Source organism: Flectobacillus longus (assembly GCF_030056705.1).
GTDB classification, from domain to species: Bacteria; Bacteroidota; Bacteroidia; order Cytophagales; family Spirosomataceae; genus Flectobacillus; species Flectobacillus longus.
In genome coordinates this window covers 1-18,991 of record NZ_JASHIC010000041.1, presented here as the reverse complement: position 1 = coordinate 18,991, position 18,991 = coordinate 1, and the positions used below count along the sequence as shown (strand labels likewise).

Sequence of the window (18,991 nt, the reverse complement as noted above, 5' to 3'; positions counted from 1 at the left end):
ACACGCTAAACGTTAAATATAAATTGTATTGCGATGAAGGGTTACGAATCACAAAGATATTATACGTTGAATCTATTACTACAATAAAGCTTACAAAAACACTTGAAAATAAAGGAGATTGCCAATACTTCCTTCATGAGGCGAATTATGTTGGCATTTACTTATTTCTAAATTTTAAGAGGAGATTCAGAAAATCTTTCCGAAATTTGACCTCAAAATAAAAGTTAACCAATTTATGCAATTTGAAACAATCGAACTAACGTCTATTGTGCCAGTTTTGGCCAAGACACATGCGGCTTCGGCGGAAGTACGAAGACTCAGCGACCAACAGAAAAAAGACATTCTCTATCGTTTGGCAGAGGTATTGGTAGCCAATACTGCACAAATTATTCTAGAAAATGCCAAAGATTTGTTACGCATGGACCCCGCAGACCCCAAGTACGATCGTTTGATGCTTACCGAAAAACGTATTGCTGATTTGGCCGAAAGTATGAAGGATGTTGCTAATTTGAGCGATCCTACAGGCGAATTACTTTTGTCTAAAGAATTACAAAATGGCTTAAAAATTAAAAAAATAGCAGTGCCAATGGGCGTTGTTGGGGTAATTTTCGAATCTCGCCCAAATGTAACAGTTGATGTAACTGCACTTTGTTTGCGCTCGGGTAATGCTGTAGTATTGCGTGGAGGTTCGGACGCCTTCGATACAAATACTTATTTGGTAAGTCTTATACATGAAGTTTTACGTGAATTTGGTGTCAATACAGATGCAATAACACTATTGCCAACCAATAGAGCTTTTGTGAAAGAATTACTAACAGCCACACGATTTGTAGATTTAATTATTCCTCGTGGGTCGGAGTCATTGATTCAGTTTGTACGCCAAAACTCTTTAGTACCAACTATCGAAACTGGCGCAGGTGTATGTCATACTTATGTGGAAAAAACGGCTGATTTGACTAAAGCTACCGAAATCGTAATTAATGCCAAAGTTTCTCGTCCGTCGGTATGTAATTCTTTAGATACAGTTTTGGTAGATGAAGCAGTTGCTGAAACATTTTTACCAAGCTTAATCGAAGGATTTAATAAATGGAATGTAGAAGTTTTTGCAGATAATACAGCTTACAAAATTTTAGCTGAAGCTGGTTTCAAGTCTTTACAGGAAGCTACAGAGGCAGATTTTGGACGTGAGTTTTTAGATTATAAATGCTCTATTAAAGTTGTTTCGGGCTTAGAGGAGGCATTAGACCATATTACTAAATATTCTTCTCGTCACTCTGAGGCGATACTTTCACAAAATACGGAACTTTGTCAGCGATTTGTACAGGAAGTAGATGCCGCCGCAGTATATACCAATGCCTCTACGCGTTTTACTGATGGCGGACAGTTTGAACTAGGTGCAGAAATCGGTATTTCGACCCAAAAACTTCATGCCAGAGGACCATTCGCACTCGAAAAACTCGTTACCGAAAAATGGATTGTAGAAGGTGATGGTCAGGTAAGATGGTAACCAATGAGTGAATTGAGATTGAGTGATTATTTCTTATGATCTATCAGTAGAGACGTAATGTCTGCTGGGATGTAGTATCAAAAAGGCGTTCGAAAAACTCATTTCGAACGCCTTTTTTGATACTACAATATAAAATATGACTTGGCTCCAGACGTAAAGTATTACGTTTATACAAGTAAAATAAAAAAAATCACTCATTCACTCAATCTCAATTCACTCAATTAAAGATGATTCATGATTTTGAATCCCTCGTTTGTCAAATCGTCTTACAATTCCTAACTTGCATCTATGGAAAACTTCGTAGTCTCGGCTCGGAAATATCGCCCTGCTTTGTTTGATTCCGTAGTGGGTCAATCTCATATTACAACTACTCTCAAAAATGCTATCCGAACCAATCACTTGGCTCAGGCTTTTTTGTTTTGTGGGCCTCGTGGTGTTGGTAAAACTACCTGTGCAAGGATTCTTGCCAAAACGATTAACTGTCAAAACCTTACGCACGATGCGGAGGCTTGTGGCGAGTGCGAATCGTGTAAAAGCTTTCAAAATAATGCGTCTTTCAATATTCATGAACTAGATGCGGCTTCCAATAACTCTGTCGACGATATTCGTAATCTAATCGACCAAGTACGTTATCCACCTCAGTCTGGACGATATAAAATTTATATCATCGATGAGGTTCACATGCTTTCGACAAGTGCCTTCAATGCTTTTTTGAAAACGCTCGAAGAACCACCTTCGTATGCCATTTTTATTTTAGCAACTACCGAAAAGCATAAAATTCTTCCTACGATTTTGTCGAGATGTCAAATTTTTGACTTCAATCGTATTCAAATCGGAGATATGACCAAACATTTGGCCAATATTGCCGCCAAAGAAGGTATCATTGCAGAGTGGAGTGCCCTCGAATTGATTTCGCAAAAAGCCGATGGTGGTTTGCGTGATGCTCTTTCGATGTTTGACCTCAATGTGACGTTTTCCAAAGACAATACTTTACATTATGCTGAGGTATTGGAAAATCTCCACATTTTGGACTATGACTATTATTTCAAAATGACCGACGCTCTCATGGAGTCGAAGGTGGCTGAGGCGTATCTACTTTTTGACGAAATCTTAAAGAAGGGATTTGATGGGCATCAGTTTGTCGTAGGACTATTAGAACATTTCCGAAATCTTTTAGTGTGTAAAGACGCCGTAACGATAAAATTGTTACAGGTGTCGGAGAGTGTTCAACAAAAATATTTAGAGCAGTCGGCTAAAGCTAATTTTTCATTTTTGGCGTCTGCATTGAGCATTGGGTCTCAATGTGACTTGAACTATAAGTCAGCCAAAAACCAAAAATTACATGTAGAAATCACTTTGCTTAAGTTGGCGCATATTCCTCATGTGCTCAATTTGAGCGCACTCCCTGCTGTGGAGGGTGGGGCTGCGGGAAAGCCTAATACTGATAGCTCTGCTGTGGTTCAGCAGCCTATCAGTTCGCCTGTGGCTACGTCTCAGGGTACAAACGCTGTTCCTGCTCAATCAAGTAATACCCCAGCTGAATCTGTTCCAACCAACACTGCACCAATAGGAAGTATTCCTAAGGTAAATCTTGGAGGACTAAAAAGTACTGCTAATCTGGGAAAATCTGCTGTAGCAACTACCAAAGTACCTTCGGCGCCAATGCCAGTACTGGAAGAAATGCAAATAGTACAGAACAAAACGTTTACGAAAGAACAACTTAAAGTACAATGGGATTCTTTTGTGCAGTGGTTGAAATCTCGTGAGCGTTTTAGTGAATTTGTGATTCTCAATAGAGACTTTACACTAGAAGGGACTACAATTCATTTGGCTGTCGATAACGAAATTCAGGTAGAGTTACTCACAACAGCTTTGCGTACCGAGGTACTTACACATTTACGTAAAGCCATGCAAAATAGTACGATTCACATTGAGGTATCGATTTTGAAAGAAGAAGAGAAACCAATGATTTATACACAGGCTGAAAAGTTTAAGTTTCTAGCTTCTAAAAACCCTGCGCTTAACGATTTGAGAAATGCCTTAGGTTTAGATTATGACTATTAAGGATTAATTTTTTAACAGTTTAGACACTGATTTCAACTATAGTCCGATACTTAGTATCGGGCTATACAATTTTTCTAAGAATGAGTATCAGGAAATAATAAATTAATAATAGAGCTTCAATACAAATTGATTATATCCTTCTGATGATAAGTCTATTCTAATAACTTCCTTTTATTCCTATCTGAGCCATTCTAATAATTACCTACAAACACAACCGTCTCATCGCTAATTTCCTATTCTTTCTTCTTTTTTGAAAAAAAACTAATCAAATAGTTGTTTAACTAAAATTTTAGTTTTAATTTCAACTCAATAAAAAAAGAGTACTCAAACAACAGGTATCTAATTATAAGTAATAAAGCAGTAAGGAAATATCTTTTGGACTCTGAGGTGTTAGATTAATGAAAATCAAATTTTTCAAATTCCTCAATTCCAAAATGTTATATTGAATTTTGCATGCCAGCTTATAAACTACAATTATGCAAGAAATAGACAAAGAGTTAACTCGTGCCGAAGAGCAGATTATGCAGGTACTTTGGCAAATCGAAAAAGGCTTTGTGAAAGATATTCTAGATTATCTACCAGAGCCAAAACCTGCTTATAATACCGTTTCAACAATTGTTAGAATTCTTCAGGAAAAAGGCTTTGTGAGCCATAAGGCCTACGGCAAATCCCATGAGTATTTTCCTGTAGTAAGCAAAGAACAGTACAGTACTTTTGCAACCGAAAAATTGGTTGAAGGCTATTTCGAAAATTCCTTTTCAAGTTTGTTTTCTTTCTTCTCTAAAAAAGGAAAAATAGACGTAAAAGAAGCTGACGAGATATTGAATTTAATTAATAGCATGAAAAAATAGGAGTTTAGTGTATCAAAACACCAAGGTTTCGATGTTTAAGCTCTAAGCATAATAATCGAAACCTGATAACCAAATGCTAGGCTATGGCTGAAATTTCTACATCCGACAAAGGGGGCTCGCGTCGCTCTCGACAATCTACACGTGTTGATATGACACCGATGGTTGACTTAGGTTTTTTATTGATAACGTTTTTTATGTTGACTACAACCTTATTAAAACCCGTTACAATGCAGTTGAGTATGCCAGAAAAAGACACAACTGAGTTTCCTGATATTCGAGAAAGCGAAACGTTAACTGTGATTTTGGATAAAGAAAATAAAGTGTATTATTACCAAGGAATCCCTACTGACCCCAACGTTGTGCTTAAATCAACTGATTTTTCGTACAAAGGAATCCGTCAAATTTTATTTAATTATAAAGCTAAAATTGGAAGAAACTTCACGGTAGTGATTAAGGCAACTGACCAAGCTCATTATCGTAACATGGTAGATTTGTTAGACGAACTGACTATTACCAATAATAAGCAGTATGCCATCGTTAATACATTGACAACCAACGAACAGAATTTATTATCGCTTCAATCTCGACCATCAATTTAACATTAACTGCGTATGAACTGGCTGCACTATTTACTCCAAGTGAATCTGTATCTGATTCTATTCTATGGATTTTACCATATCGTCTTGCGTAAAGAGACTTTCTTTTATCTCAACAGAGCTTATTTGTTGGCATCATCGGCCTTGGCGTTTTTTATTCCGATGTTGCAGTTTACTTGGATACGTGAGCAATTGGTGAGCGATAGTGTGTATCATACCATGAAGTATATCTATGACCCACAAATGTATTATACACCAACCGAGACTTTTGTGCAACAAGGCTGGACTTGGGGAGATATGATTGCTGTCGTATATATAACAGGCGTTCTTATTGGTATCGGTCGAATGGGACTTCAAATGGCTTATTTGGGAAACCTATTACGAGGGAAATCCCAAAAGAAAAATGTTAATAAAAATGCCTTTTCTTTTTTCAACTTCTTATTTGTAAGTAAGGATATGCCTATGCGTGATGTGATTATGCGACACGAGCAAGTTCATATTCGTCAATTGCATTCGGCTGATATTATGTTATTTGAGCTGTTAGCGATATTTAATTGGTTCAACCCCGTTATTTATTTATACAAAAAAGCAGTTCGTTATATCCACGAATTCATTGCTGACGAAATCACCAGTCAATGGGAAGAATCTAAGGAAGAATATGCGATGTTGTTATTTCATGAGCAATTTGGTGTACAGACTGTCCCTTTGACCAACAATTTTTTTAATGATTCTATGCTGAAGCAACGCATCCAAATGTTGATGAAAGACCGTTCGGAAGCAGATGTTCAGTGGAAATACTTGTTAGTAATACCTTTACTAGGGACGATGTTAATTTTGGCATCATCTAACTTGAGAGGTTCAGAAATGGAACAAAGTCTTAATACCAAATGGAAGGCGATTGTCGAAAAAGGAGGGCAACCATACGGCCCAAGTAAAACAGGCAGACAAGTATTAGCCGAATCAGGAATCAGTATTTCGAGTGCGACGATTATCAGTCCAGCTTTAGCCGAAGAACTACAAATGGAAGCCGATTCTATTATGAATGGCGTTGACCATCAGCCAGAGTTTAATGGGGGTATGCCTGCTTTTGTGGACTACTTGCGTGCCAATTTGAAATATCCAGAAGAAGCCCAAAAAGCAAATATGGAGGGAAAAACATATATCCAATTTGTGGTAAACAAAGACGGCTCTGCTGAAGATTTTAAAGTGCTAAAGTCTGCTGGAGAACCACTTGATAATGAAGCTTTAAGAGTATTGAAGTCTGTTCCAAAATGGGTTTCAGGAACGCATCAAGGCAAATTAGTAAGATGTACTTTCGTCGTACCTATTTCGTTCAAAAAAGCATAAACATAGTAAGTTGTTTTACACCAATATAAGCTTTAGGTCATAAGCTGTATGCATTAAGCAATCAATTATACGATAAACTTAGCTTACAGCTTATTGCCTAAAGCAACCTGAGTACAACTTCACCTCTTTTGAGGTATTTTTTTACTAAATTATAACTAATGAATTAGTTCTGCTATTGGAAAAGTGTGTAAGCCGTCAATAACTAGTTCGAGGCTTTGTCTCGGACTAGCTATTGCTTCAGTTTTCAAACTGTTAAGAAAATGAGTCTAGTACAAAGTCTTGAACTTGTTATTTCGAATAAAGGCATTTTCCTGTTTCTAAAATCTGAAATCTGTAATAGTTGTGAAAGTCCTAATATTGAGTAATCGTGCAAAATAAAGTTGCATTAATACGCTTTATGCAGTAAGCATTAGGCAAAAAAGTTTCTATTACTTCATGAGAAATACTATTTAACTTTTAGCCTACCGTATATAGCTTAGTGCCTAAAGTATAAAAGTGTTTTTAAAAAAGCATGAATACATTTTTGGCCTAATGCTTACGGCTTATAGCCTAAGGCATAAGTAGTACACCAACCTCTTATGAGGTAATTTTTTTCAATACAATAACTAAAAATTTAGTTTTAAATTCTTTTAAACTTCTCAATATCATGAACAGTAACTCATCAAATCAACAACACGAGACTTTAGATGATATTATCTTCGAAGGTCGTAATAAGCTATATGGTGCTTATTTTCTAAGACAAGAGTACAAACAGATTGTCAAAAGAGCCACTTTGATTGGAGTAGGGGCATTTGGGTTGGCATTATCGACTCCTTTTATTTGGGCATCACAGAACTCACGGGATAAACGTGAGGTAGAAATCACCTTACAAGATGTAAAACTACCACCTGCGGAGGAAAAGAAAATAGAATTGCCAGAGCCACCCAAACCTGAAACACCTGTTGAACCTGTAAAACAAATCAAGTATCTGGCACCAGAAATTGTCACCGATGAGAGAGAAATCGAATTGCCTCCAACACAAGAGGAGCTAGCCGACAGTAAGGCTGCGATTGGTCCTGAAAATGTGGACGGTGCCGAAATCGAAATGCCTCCAGTCGACCCTGATTTTGCCAATACAAAGCCTGCCATAGAAGCGCCTGTGCATGTCGAAAAAACTGAGGAGAAAGAGTTTATAGTCGTTGAACAAATGCCCGAGTACAAAGGTGGAATGAGAGCTTTGGGTGATTTTTTGAGCAAAAATCTGAAATTCCCATCTCAAGCTCAGCGTGCGGGTATTAGTGGAAAAGTATATGTTTCCTTTATAATTTCAGGCGACGGGAGTATCTCTCAACTATCTGTAGCTAAGGGAATTGGATTTGGATGTGACGAAGAAGCTATGCGAGTAGTGTCGAAAATGCCTAAATGGATTCCAGGGAAACAGTCAGGTCGACCCGTTTCTGTACGCTTTACTTTACCGATTACTTTTCAGATTATGGAGGAATAGTTCTAATTTGAAAACGTATGAGTTTTACACCTATAAAATGTCAGTTCTATACTGTTTTTAGTAGATAGATTAGTTAAATTATAATTATTTTAATATAATTATTAATTAATTGTCTGGTTGTTAGGTTTTTATGAAAATATTTTTTGAATATTTGCGATAAATTTTTATCTTAGTTAAATAGATAAAGTACAATTCGAGTGTTTGGTAAAGACTATTTCACTCATTCGCAAAAGAAAAAAGAAATCTAGAAATAACTCCTAAAAACTTATTATCATTATGGCAATTACAAAACAGTATTTGAAATCAAAACCAGTATGTAAAGTAACATTTGCAGTTCCTGCCGATGCAGTAAACGGTGCAAAAGCAGTGAACGTGGTAGGTGAGTTCAATAATTGGGATGCCTCGGCTACAGCCTTGAAAAAACAAAAAGATGGTACTTTTAAAGGTACGCTTGAATTAGAAGCTGGAAAAGAATTTCAATTCCGTTATTTATTTGATAGCGCTATTTGGGCAAACGAAACAGAAGCTGATAAGTTTGTTCCAAACGGTATCACTTCTGACGAGAATTCGGTAGTAGTATTGTAATCATTCGAGCAGTAAGAAGGCGCCTCTTACTGCTCGAGTTGTTTACAGGAATATACATAGTAAATAAGGTCGTTTGCAGTCAAACTGTGTTGGCCTATTTACTATACTTTGACAAAGATTTTTTTATTGTGCATGATCCAAAGTATGCCACACCATAAGCTTACGAGGATAATTGCTCCTGCAAGGGAAGCATTATAGGGGCTATCAAACCATGGCGTAATCCATGATTTGTATAACCAGACTTGAAGATTGACTTCTTCGCCTTCGGCATTCTGTAGTTTTATCATGCGTAAAATACGCGGAATCAGACCCGATAAGAAGAATACTGTGATAGCGTTGACACCGTACACCACGAATGGCTTGGTCCATCGTTGGTGGCCTTTGACATCAATAAGCCAGTACAATCCCACCCAAAAGCAAGTTGCCATACCAGCAGTCCAACACACGTATGAGCTTGTCCATAAGGACTTATTGATGGGAAATCCCGCACTATCCCAAGCCCATCCGACTAGCATGCCCATGCATCCTATTAGACAGAGATTGAGAAGTTTTTTACTAACTTCTTGATCTCTGTTTTGCATATAATACCCTGCCAACATACCTGCAATACCATTGCCAATAGCTGGTAAACTACTCAAAAGCCCTTCAGGATCCCAAACTTTTGCCGCTTTATAAAGATGAGGAATACCCAAAATCATGCGGTCAAAATAGGCTCCAATGTTAGTTTCAGCATATAAATTGGCAGCGCCAATGCCTGGCACAGGTACCATTGTCATAAGAATATAATACAAAATCAAAATACCAGCCAATACTCCTATTTGAGTACGAGGTTTGGTATAAAGAAAAAGGATAGAGCTAAAGAAAAACACAAGACTTATGCGTTGCAAAACGCCCATGATACGCACTACCGATATATCAAATTTTGGAAAAAGTGATAAAAATAACCCTAATCCAAAAAGTTTTAAACTACGCTCAAGTATCTTCAGAAGGGTCTTCGAATCGGGTTGTTTATCTTTAAACGCATAAGAAATAGATACACCGACGATAAAAAGGAAGAAAGGAAATACCAAATCCGTAGGAGTGCAACCATCCCAAGAAGCGTGTTCGAGAGGCCAATAGATATGTCCCCAATCGCCTGGGTTGTTGACCAAAATCATCATGGCTACCGTGAGCCCTCGAAAGGTATCGAGCGAGAGTAAGCGTTGTTTCATAAAATGTTGTTAGAAGTGCAATTCTAAGATAGTTGTTATTGAGTGATTTAGCGAATGGTGGTTTAGTGATTTTTGAAAAAATCTAGTTTTTCAAAATCACTAAACCACAACTCCTTCATTCACACTTACTCACTTTGGGTGCTATTTCAACCTTCGAAATCTGTAACTCTGGCTTAAACTGCAATATCCATGCGAGCACTTCGTCCATCACGGTCATATTGAGCGAGTATTCGATAAATTGCCCTTTTTTGATAGCAACGACCAATTCGGCCTGTTTGAGCAGGTCGAGATGATGCGAAATGCTGGGTTTCGACATATCGAATTGCTCGGCGATTTCACCAGCATTGAGGTCTTTGTCTTTGAGGAGCTCCAAAATTTCGCGACGTGTGGGGTCGTTGAGAGCTTTGAATAATGTATTCATAAAAGGATAATTAACGACGTTTTTTAGTCCACTCGACTATACCTTCTACCAATTGAGGTGCTAAAGGTAAATCTGGATTTTGATAATTTCGTTGTGATTCCTGAGGGTCTAGTGTACCTAGTTTTAGTACATGGTTCATTTGTGGAATCATCAAATAAGTAGACTTTGGAGCAGCTTGATGTAAAGCTTGTCCTTCTTTTTCACCAACTTGAATATCGGCACTGCCTTGAACAATCAAAATAGGCGTTGTGATTTTAGTGATTTCCTGACTAGGATTATAACGCAGCCACGAAATCATATACGGCTGAATACTCGTGCGAAACAAGCTAAAAATCACCATGTTTTGCATGAGTTTGGGAATTGTTTTGCCTTGTTTGAGTGTTGCCAAATAATTTTTGACAGTATCTTTCACCGAATCAGGAATGGTTTGTGGACGAAGTTGCTCGTTGATTACCTCATCTATGCTTTGGGCAATACCAGATACCGAAATATAACCATCTACCTTTCTTTTTTGTGCTAAAAGCATTCCTAATAGTGAACCTTCCGAATGTCCAAGAACAAGCACTTTACTAAATCGAGGATCTTTGCGAAGTGTATCCAAAAATTGAGCTGCATCGTCGGCACCTGTTTCAAAACGCATATCTATTTCTTTGACGGCCGTATTACTACTTTGTCCAATCCCTCGCTTGTCATATCTTAAGCTTGCTATTTGATTTTTTGCCAAACCTTCTGCCAGTAATTTATAAGATTGAGCCTTTACGCCCAAAGGATTATTGCCGTCACGGTCTGTGGGGCCAGAACCTGCGATTATTAATACGACTGGCATAGGTTTGGTGGCTTGAGGAATCAACAAAGTACCTTCAAGATTACCTTTGGTTTGTGGTAAAACCACGATTTGTTCTTGATTTTGGGCAAAAAGGTTGAACTGGGTAAATGCAACCGTCAGCCATAGATAGATAAGTTTTTTTGTCATGATAAGAAAAAGCTTGAGCATTCGGGTTTTAGCTTACAGCCTTATTGTTAAGCTATGAATACTGAATTGAGGCTTGTTGATTTATATGTAAGTGTTTGATTTTAAATTGTTTGTTGTTTGGTTGATATGCTTGCTGATTTTATCAATCAGCGCCATATTTTTTTCGAAAAACGATTTTTGCATACCAAAAACTAATAATCATTTTCGAAAAATTAATCATCGAAAAAATAACGACGAAAAGAAACCCTTTTAAAGGTACAAAACTAAAAACAATCAAAGTTAATCCTGTCACAATACTTAAGCGAGCCAGAAATCGCAAGGTTTTTTTGCCAACATATTCATCATCTGCGTATACACTTATACCTCGGAAGGCAAAGGCACTATCCCAAGGGAGTCGATTGATTTGATTGCCGTATATGAGGAGGTGAATCCCAATCGGAATTATTGATAAGGTTTGAAGACTAGAAGGTTGGTCTATGAACCAAAGCATTCCTGATAGAGAAAGAAGGTGAACTATACAGGAAGAAATAAAGATAACTTTATGAATTTTTACTTCTATTTCATTCGGTTCATTCGAAAATATAGATGCCATAGAAAATATAATTCCGAGTATTGTTCCTAAAGAATACCCAAGTATATGAGAAGAATTATCAGGAATTTTTTCTAACAAATACCAATACAAATAACTAGATAGAATCAAGTTTGCAACAAGAAGTGTTTTTTCGGAAATCGTAAAGTATTTCATCTTTAGTAAAATGTATGCTGATAGTGAATGATTTATTAAAGGTGCTCTATTTTATTGAACAAGTAGCTTATTGATTTTCTGCTACGGCTACTCATCCATCAACTGAGTAAAGGCATAAAGTAAGACAAACGCAGAGATATAATACATTATACCGAAGATAATCAACGCTGGAAGAGGCGTTAAAAAAATAAACAGAATGAGTCCCCAGAAACCTAAGCCTACTCGCATTTTACCTTCTAAACGGTGAGAGTTTTGGAGTTTCTCATCTCCATAAGGTTGCATCCAAAAGTCAAAACTATTAGTATCGAAATGGTATAGAGATTTGAAGTTGCCATATAAAATCAAATTTGTACAGGCTATTAATCCCACAATTTGAAGTAGGTCAATATCTTTTTTTAACATATAAATCCAAGCTGACATGACTATCAAAAAATTGATACTTCGAATAAATCGAATGATTTGGAAGTTTTTTTCTGGGACTTCTTCAATAGAATATTTTCGAAAATTAAGGGTGTAATTCAGAATTCCACCTATAACAAAAGGAATGTATAGATACCAATCATAGGTTTTTATGAGAGAAGAGTCATAATCAATGCCGAACGGAATGAGGTGTATTCCAATTAATAATCCCTCAAATAAGTGAGATTTTTGCATAGAATTTATTTGTTTAAATATTTAGATAAATGTCTAAATATTATTTTGAATATCCAAAAAGAATAGAAGGAAAATTTATGAATAAGTAGTGTTCTGTGATTATAATCATCACACTTACATTTTCAAATTATCAAATCTTCAAATTGTAAGAATCCCCCCAAAGCCCCGTCAGAATACAATAAGTTTTTCTGTATATTAGAACCCTCAACTATTTAACGCCCTTTTACCATGCAAAGACGTGATTTTACCAAAAATCTATTAGCAGCTTCTGCCGTAAGTACTCTTTCGAGCGGTGTTTTGGAAGCAAAAAATACTTCGGCTCAACCTGCTTTCAAACTCAAATATGCACCTCATTTTGGAATGTTCGAAAATTCCGCAGGCAAGGATCCTATCGATCAACTTAAATTTATGCATGAAATGGGTTTTCGTGCGCTTGAGGATAATGGCATGATGGACAGATCCGTAGAAGTACAAACAAAAGTGGGAGAGACCATGGCGAAGCTAGGAATGACCATGGGAGTTTTTGTGGTAAACTTTGATAACTGGCCTCTACAAACCTCTTTGGCTTCGGGTAAAAAAGAATGGCGTGATAAGTTTTTGCAAAGATGTAAAGAAGCCGTAGAAGTTGCCAAACGTGTAAATGCCAAATGGATGACCGTGGTGCCAGGGAATTACGACCGTAGTATCCCCATCGGAATCCAGACTGGACATGTAATTGAGTCATTGCGTATGGCAAGCGCCATATTCGAACCGCATGGCTTGGTGATGGTGTTGGAGGCATTGAGTGATACCCCAGATTTGTTTTTAAGAAATTCAGATCAAACTTATATGATTTGTAAGGCTGTCAATAGCCCATCGTGTAAGTTTTTGTTTGATATGTGGCACATGCAGCGCAACGAAGGACATATTATTTATAACATTGACCAAACGTGGGATGAAATCGGTTATTTCCAAATTGGCGACGAGCCTGGGCGTAAGGAACCAACCACAGGTGAGATGAATTACAAGAATATCTTCAAACATATTAATGCAAAGTCACAAGCTTCAGGACGAGACTTTGTTTTTGGCATGGAACACGGCAATTCAGTAAAAGGCAAAGAAGGTGAAATCAAATTGATTGAAGCCTATCGTGCTTCTGATTTGTAAGGTGATCTAAATTGAGTGATTTAGTGGTTTAGCGAATGAGTAATTATTTTTAAGATAAATTTCTCTTGCATTAAAGCATCAAAAAAGCGGTCGAAAATTGTTTTTTCGACCGCTTTTTTGATGCTTTAATGCAAGTATTACTCATAGAGACGCAATCATTGCGTCTCTATGAGTGAATACAAATTGTGACATAATCACTCATTCGCTAAATCATTAAATCACTAAATTAGGGATGACTCATACACTTTTCAAAACTCCACACTCCAAATTCAGCACTCAATATTCCTACTTAGTTTGCTTTTACACGGTTAGATTCCGATTCGGAGCCTGTTTGACGTGAGCGACTTGCTTTTAATTTCTGATTACCAAAGCTATAGCTAAACCCTAATCGAAGGTTTTGCGATGCTTCACGGCTGAAATATTTGAGATTAATGTCTTGGTATTCAATAAGTCCTCTTGTTTTTTCAGTGTAAAATACGTCGTTCATAGCCAATGAAATCTTGCCTTTTCCTTCCAATACCTTGTACTGTAAACCAATCGTTAATGCTCCTAATGGGTTTAACGTCAAGAACTCTTGTTGCGAACGAGTCATATACCAACCGCCCATTTCCATGCTTAGTTTGTTGGTAAATTTGGCGTTAATGTTAAAGTACGCCAACCAGTTTACGCGAGACTGATCAAAAGTACCTCCTAGATAATTGGCATTATAGGCATTGTATATCAATTGATTACCACCGTATCCCGAAATTTTCTTTCCAATTTTGATAGGGAAGTTTAGTTCTACAAAGTAGTTTTTGTAAGTCGCTAAGTTTTCGGCAGTGGTATAAGTACGCTTTGTAGCAGGGTCTTGCTTGGGCGCATTATCCACTATGACATCGTTGGTATTGTTGTAGCCAAGCGCAAAGAATGGCTGTCCATCAAATGTCAACTGCAACTTGATTTCGTTGGTCAACTGGGGTTTCAACAATGGATTTCCTCTTGTAAAAGTCAGAGAGTCAATCTGGAATTCAAATGGGTTTTGTTGTTGATAACTCGGGCGGTCGATACGACGGGTAAATGAGGTCGTAACGGCCAAGCTTTTGTTTAGTTTATGCGTCAAGAAAATACTTGGGAAAAACTGCCAATAGTTACGTTCCAACACATTTTTGTTTTCGACCTGACTAAAACCTGTTGCAACGGTTTGTTCTGTACGCAAACCCGTTTGAAGTTCCCATTTTTTACCAAAACTGGTATTGTAATTGACATAAAGCGCATTGATGTTTTCTTTATAGTTAAAAACATTGCTTCGTTTGGTATCCAACACCTGTTCACGATAAAAACGCAAATCGTTGTCAATCGTCGCAAAACTCATTTTACCACCAGCTTCCAACTTGCTGTCCTTAGAAATAGGATGTGTATAGTCCAATTTCGCTGTCATAAATTGAACAGGATTATCCACACTCTGTGAGTTATTACGACGTAGACCGTTATCCAAAATCGTAATCAAGTTCTGATTTTTGAGTTTGTATTGCACATAATCCAAATCCACATTGAGTTCACGACCTGTACTATCAAAAGTATGTTTCCAGTTGAGGTTATAACCAATATTATTACGAGTCGTAGGTTGGTCGTTAAGGGTTTCGAACTGACTAGTCTGTTGTTTAGTTTCTGTCGAAAATACTTTTGTAATAGCTGTACTGTTGTTGCTACCCGAACGGTCAAAACCTGTGAGTAATATCCCGATGGTATTTTTCTTATCTAAATAATAATCAGCACCTAGACGTGCATTATGAACTTTGGCATCGCCAGGATTCATCATGATATTCGAAAACTCATCTTTACCAATTACACGGTCAATTTGGGTGAGTTGAAAAAACGTTCTGTCCGAATACGTATAGCTTCCAAATACGTTCCACTTGCCTTTGCGGTGATTGAGCGAAAAGTTGGGAGAATATCCGCCAAAAAAGTCATTTTTACTACGATTTACGACCGTATTATCAACCATTGCACCTCTAAAGTTGAGGGCAACCGAGCCGTTTGTGCCAAGATTAGCATTGCGTTTCATAATAATATTAATCACAGCACCACCTGCGGCATCATATTTGGCAGAAGGATTTTTGATTACTTCTATTTTTTCGATGCTATTACTTGGCAAGTCTTTCAATACCTGATTCATATCGGTGTACTGCGACGGTTTTCCATCAATCATAATAGATACCGAAGCTTTACCCGCAATCGTGATGCGGTCTTGAGCAATAATTAGCCCAGGTACTTTTTGTAAAACCTCGATAGCAGTGCTTCCCACAGAGGCAGGACTATTAGCCACATTTACGACTAGTTTGTCTGCTCTTTGTTCTAAAAAAGGCTTTTGTGCGGTTACTGTTACCTCATCTAAGGTCTTTGAACTAGTTTTTAACGTAATAGTTTCGATTGTAACAGGTGATTGGTCGACCGAGAAAACAGCACTAAAGGCTTTTTGATAGCCCATCATCGAGATACTAATGAGGTAGCGACCTTTATTGACTGATTCGAAATGATAAACCCCAGCAGCATCTGTCAAATTGGCTTTTACCATACTCGAATCTTTGGCTGAAAGTAACGCGACGGTAGCAAATTCGGCAGCTTGATTTTTTTCGTCGAAGACTTTACCCGAAATTTTTTGTTGAGCCAAAGCTCCAAATCCACAAAAGATAGATAGTAGTAGTGTTTGTAATAGTTTCATTGGTTTAAATTTGTTAAAAGCACGTAGCCAAGCTCACTTGTAGGTTTAAAGAAGTTTAGATAAAAAAACTATGGCAACTAACGATAGGGCTTGGCGATGTGGCGGAATTTTAGCGCAAAAGTTCAATAGAAATCGAAGATTCGGTGTAGCCAATTACTGCTCTTGAACCTAGTACAAATGTTCCATAAAAGCACTTCAGTAGCCATATTGCCAACCTGATGTTAGCTGCGGTTATTTTAGGTAGTCAAATGTATTTTCAAGTTTAAATTTTGGACTTCTTTTCAAAAAATCCATAAAGAAAGCAGTGTGAGTTCCTCCCATTAAAATAAAAACTCTATCATCTTTTGTCATTGGAATTTGATTTAGATTAGAAAACATTACTAAATTTCTATGGTAAAATTTTCCTGCTTCGTCCGCTCCTTGAGAATTATTTTTACTTGAATTGTATAATAACAAATCCGCATTAAAGTTTATAAGACTTTCCAAATATTGAGGATGATTATTCAATTTGAATAAATCATAAAAAGGAATTCCTTTTTCAGGATTTTTTGAATCATTTTCATCACTTAACACGGAATATTTGTTTAATGTAGTTGTATCTACACTATTCACAACATTAATATTGTAGTTATACTTTTCTTTAAAGTCGATTCCATAAATCTTTTTTGCTCCACTAAGTCTTCCAACTTCATAAGCTAACAATTCTATTTCGTCTGGATTTACAAACTTTCTCTTTGGATTTTTTAGATAATCTGAATATGAGATTTGTCTTAAACTATCATTTTTAGGTAAATCTTCAATAACAATTATTGTCGGCTTAAATTCAGCTAACATCTTAGCTAATTTTTTAATTTCTTGCTGATTTTTTTTGTTGTTTTCATCAAAATCTGTTGCGTTTGCATCAGAAGTTTCACCCATGTGAAAAGTTGCAACATTTAATACAGGTATTGCATCATCAAATTTAGTCTTGTATATATTTTTCTTTTCGTAAGGTACATTTTGTGCAAAAATGTTTATAGTTGTCACAAAGAATAAGAATGTCAAAAGCTGTTTCATTTTATACAGGTTTGTTTTATAATCGCCGCTAACAGCTACTAGATGCACTATTATAAAGAAAGGTTGCAACCTCTGTAATAAAATTAGTAACTTGAAGAAAAGAAATATAGATAGCTAGGGGGTAATATTGCGACTTCTATGTTAGCAGTTTCTACTCAATTTAGGAACTCTCTGGAGGAATAATTGTTTATTCTATAGAACTTATAGATTAAATTTCTAATTTTAAAAAAATAAGTTTCTGACGATAGATAAAGGGAGTAAATATCCGTTTACAGTCTATTCGTAAGAGTAATAAAAATTACACGACAACTAAAATCTAAAATATGAAATTGTATAAAATTGTAGCTTCAGCGGCGTTAGCTATAGTAAGCTTTGGTGTTACAAAAGCACAAGTAGCCCCCAAGCAAGGAGTTTGGAGGGGAACATTTAGTTTGTTTGAAGGAAAAGAGTCTCCATTCAATTTTGAGTTAAAAGGCAAAGACGCCTATTTATTAAATGCTTCGGAGCGATTTGAGCTAAAAGGCGTTACACAAAAAGGCGATTCATTATTTATTCCAGTAGAGGTTTTTGATGCTGTCTTAGCAGCCAAAATCGAAAGTCCAACTAACTTATCGGGCGTATTCAAAAAAGGAGCTGTTCGTATTCCATTCAAGGCATCACAAGGTAGTCGTTATCGTTTCTTCGAAAAAGTAGCGCCTTCGAAAGCAAGTTTGGCAGGTAAATGGGAAGTGTATATGGGTACAGCTACTACGCCAGTGATTGGAGTATTTGAACAAAAAGGACAAAAAATTACAGGAACGTTCCTATCAAAAACAGGGGATTACCGCTATTACGAAGGTGATATCAAAGGTAATGAGTTTTATCTTTCTGCCTTTAGCGGTTCAAGTCCAGCGTTGATTATTGGTAAAATTGAAGGAAATACAATTACTGGTCAAAGTATTGGTGCTACAAGTTCACGACCATTGAAGGGCACTAAGAATGACCAAATAGAATTACCAGATGCGTATTCATTGACTAAGGTAAAAGATGGGAAACAATTTGATTTTACTTTTCCAGATGCCTTTACAGGGCAAAATATATCATTGAGTGATGCCAAATACAAAGGCAAAGTGGTGATTGTAACGATTTTGGGTAGTTGGTGTCCAAACTGTATCGATGAAGCATCATATATGGCACCATGGTACAAAGCCAACAAAAACCGTGGCGTAGAAATCATTGGTTTATCTTTTGAACGTAAAAATGATCCAGCTTTTGCCAAAACTCGTTTAGAGGCTTTGAAAAAACGTTTTGACATTCAGTATGATATCTTGTTTGCAGGTTTGGCAGACACTCAATACGCTTCGTCAGTATTGCCTGCTTTGTCAGAGATTATTTCTTTCCCAACTACTATTATTGTAGATAAATCTGGGAAAGTCGCTAAAATTCATACAGGATATTCAGGTCCAGCAACAGGAAAATACTATGATGATTTTGTCAAAGAATTTAATCATGAAATTGATGAATTATTGAAGCAAGATTTGTCGACAGGAAAATAGTGATGAACTGTATTAAAAATCAAACTTTCAGGCAAATATTATTTTGTGAGCGCAATTTTATTTGCCTGAAAATCATTCTGAAACACAGTATTGTTTTTGACGATAGCGAAAGCTTG

At 36.8% G+C, this 18,991-nt stretch carries 16 protein-coding genes; 9 read left to right on the top strand and 7 right to left on the bottom strand.

Annotation, left to right across the window (positions count from 1 at the left end):
* The first annotated feature begins 235 nt into the window (after window positions 1-235).
* The 7 genes from QM491_RS24015 to QM491_RS23985 all read left to right on the top strand — a co-directional run bounded on the left by QM491_RS24015 (window position 236) and on the right by QM491_RS23985 (window position 8,433).
* Window positions 236-1,507, top strand: a complete 1,272-nt coding sequence (locus tag QM491_RS24015) for a glutamate-5-semialdehyde dehydrogenase (RefSeq protein ID WP_283330094.1) — start codon at window positions 236-238, stop codon at window positions 1,505-1,507.
* 288 nt (window positions 1,508-1,795) lie between these two features.
* Window positions 1,796-3,571: a DNA polymerase III subunit gamma/tau gene (locus QM491_RS24010; RefSeq protein WP_283330093.1), complete on the top strand. Its 1,776-nt coding sequence runs from the start codon at window positions 1,796-1,798 to the stop codon at window positions 3,569-3,571.
* A gap of 476 nt (window positions 3,572-4,047) precedes the next feature.
* Window positions 4,048-4,422 (top strand): BlaI/MecI/CopY family transcriptional regulator, encoded by a 375-nt coding sequence (locus QM491_RS24005; RefSeq protein WP_095161546.1) that lies wholly within the window; start codon window positions 4,048-4,050, stop codon window positions 4,420-4,422.
* An 83-nt stretch (window positions 4,423-4,505) separates the two neighbouring features.
* Entirely contained in the window at window positions 4,506-5,021 is a 516-nt protein-coding gene (locus QM491_RS24000) for an ExbD/TolR family protein (RefSeq protein WP_283330091.1), read from the top strand.
* A 12-nt stretch (window positions 5,022-5,033) separates the two neighbouring features.
* Complete coding sequence (locus QM491_RS23995) at window positions 5,034-6,365, top strand: M56 family metallopeptidase (protein WP_283330090.1); 1,332 nt, start codon at window positions 5,034-5,036, stop codon at window positions 6,363-6,365.
* Window positions 6,366-7,011: 646 nt separating this feature from the next.
* Complete coding sequence (locus QM491_RS23990) at window positions 7,012-7,848, top strand: energy transducer TonB (RefSeq protein ID WP_283330089.1); 837 nt, start codon at window positions 7,012-7,014, stop codon at window positions 7,846-7,848.
* A gap of 276 nt (window positions 7,849-8,124) precedes the next feature.
* Window positions 8,125-8,433 (top strand): isoamylase early set domain-containing protein, encoded by a 309-nt coding sequence (locus QM491_RS23985; protein WP_166550393.1) that lies wholly within the window; start codon window positions 8,125-8,127, stop codon window positions 8,431-8,433.
* A gap of 101 nt (window positions 8,434-8,534) precedes the next feature.
* On the opposite strand, the gene QM491_RS23980 is transcribed toward QM491_RS23985, so the two are convergent.
* From QM491_RS23980 to QM491_RS23960, 5 genes are all read right to left on the bottom strand, one after another.
* The gene (locus QM491_RS23980; RefSeq protein ID WP_283330088.1) at window positions 8,535-9,644 is read right to left on the bottom strand and encodes an acyltransferase family protein; all 1,110 of its coding nucleotides are present in this window, start codon (window positions 9,642-9,644) and stop codon (window positions 8,535-8,537) included.
* Between the two features lie 115 nt (window positions 9,645-9,759).
* Window positions 9,760-10,065, bottom strand: a complete 306-nt coding sequence (locus QM491_RS23975) for an autorepressor SdpR family transcription factor (protein WP_283330087.1) — start codon at window positions 10,063-10,065, stop codon at window positions 9,760-9,762.
* A 10-nt stretch (window positions 10,066-10,075) separates the two neighbouring features.
* Window positions 10,076-11,038, bottom strand: coding sequence for an alpha/beta hydrolase (locus QM491_RS23970; RefSeq protein WP_283330086.1), 963 nt, complete (start codon window positions 11,036-11,038; stop codon window positions 10,076-10,078).
* 142 nt (window positions 11,039-11,180) lie between these two features.
* Window positions 11,181-11,783, bottom strand: a complete 603-nt coding sequence (locus QM491_RS23965; RefSeq protein ID WP_283330085.1) for a hypothetical protein — start codon at window positions 11,781-11,783, stop codon at window positions 11,181-11,183.
* Window positions 11,784-11,870: 87 nt separating this feature from the next.
* Window positions 11,871-12,437 (bottom strand): hypothetical protein, encoded by a 567-nt coding sequence (locus tag QM491_RS23960; protein WP_283330084.1) that lies wholly within the window; start codon window positions 12,435-12,437, stop codon window positions 11,871-11,873.
* 228 nt (window positions 12,438-12,665) lie between these two features.
* On the opposite strand from QM491_RS23960, the gene QM491_RS23955 reads away from it, so the two are divergent.
* A complete protein-coding gene (locus QM491_RS23955; RefSeq protein WP_283330083.1) occupies window positions 12,666-13,583 on the top strand; it encodes a hydroxypyruvate isomerase family protein in 918 nt (305 codons plus the stop codon).
* Window positions 13,584-13,872: 289 nt separating this feature from the next.
* Here QM491_RS23955 and QM491_RS23950 read toward each other — a convergent pair whose 3' ends face one another.
* Together QM491_RS23950 and QM491_RS23945 are read right to left on the bottom strand one after the other, a co-directional pair.
* Complete coding sequence (locus tag QM491_RS23950; RefSeq protein WP_283330082.1) at window positions 13,873-16,284, bottom strand: TonB-dependent receptor domain-containing protein; 2,412 nt, start codon at window positions 16,282-16,284, stop codon at window positions 13,873-13,875.
* Between the two features lie 231 nt (window positions 16,285-16,515).
* Window positions 16,516-17,340, bottom strand: coding sequence for a DUF5694 domain-containing protein (locus QM491_RS23945; RefSeq protein ID WP_283330081.1), 825 nt, complete (start codon window positions 17,338-17,340; stop codon window positions 16,516-16,518).
* 323 nt (window positions 17,341-17,663) lie between these two features.
* On the opposite strand from QM491_RS23945, the gene QM491_RS23940 reads away from it, so the two are divergent.
* A complete protein-coding gene (locus QM491_RS23940; RefSeq protein ID WP_283330080.1) occupies window positions 17,664-18,875 on the top strand; it encodes a peroxiredoxin family protein in 1,212 nt (403 codons plus the stop codon).
* The last annotated feature ends 116 nt before the right edge of the window (window positions 18,876-18,991 follow it).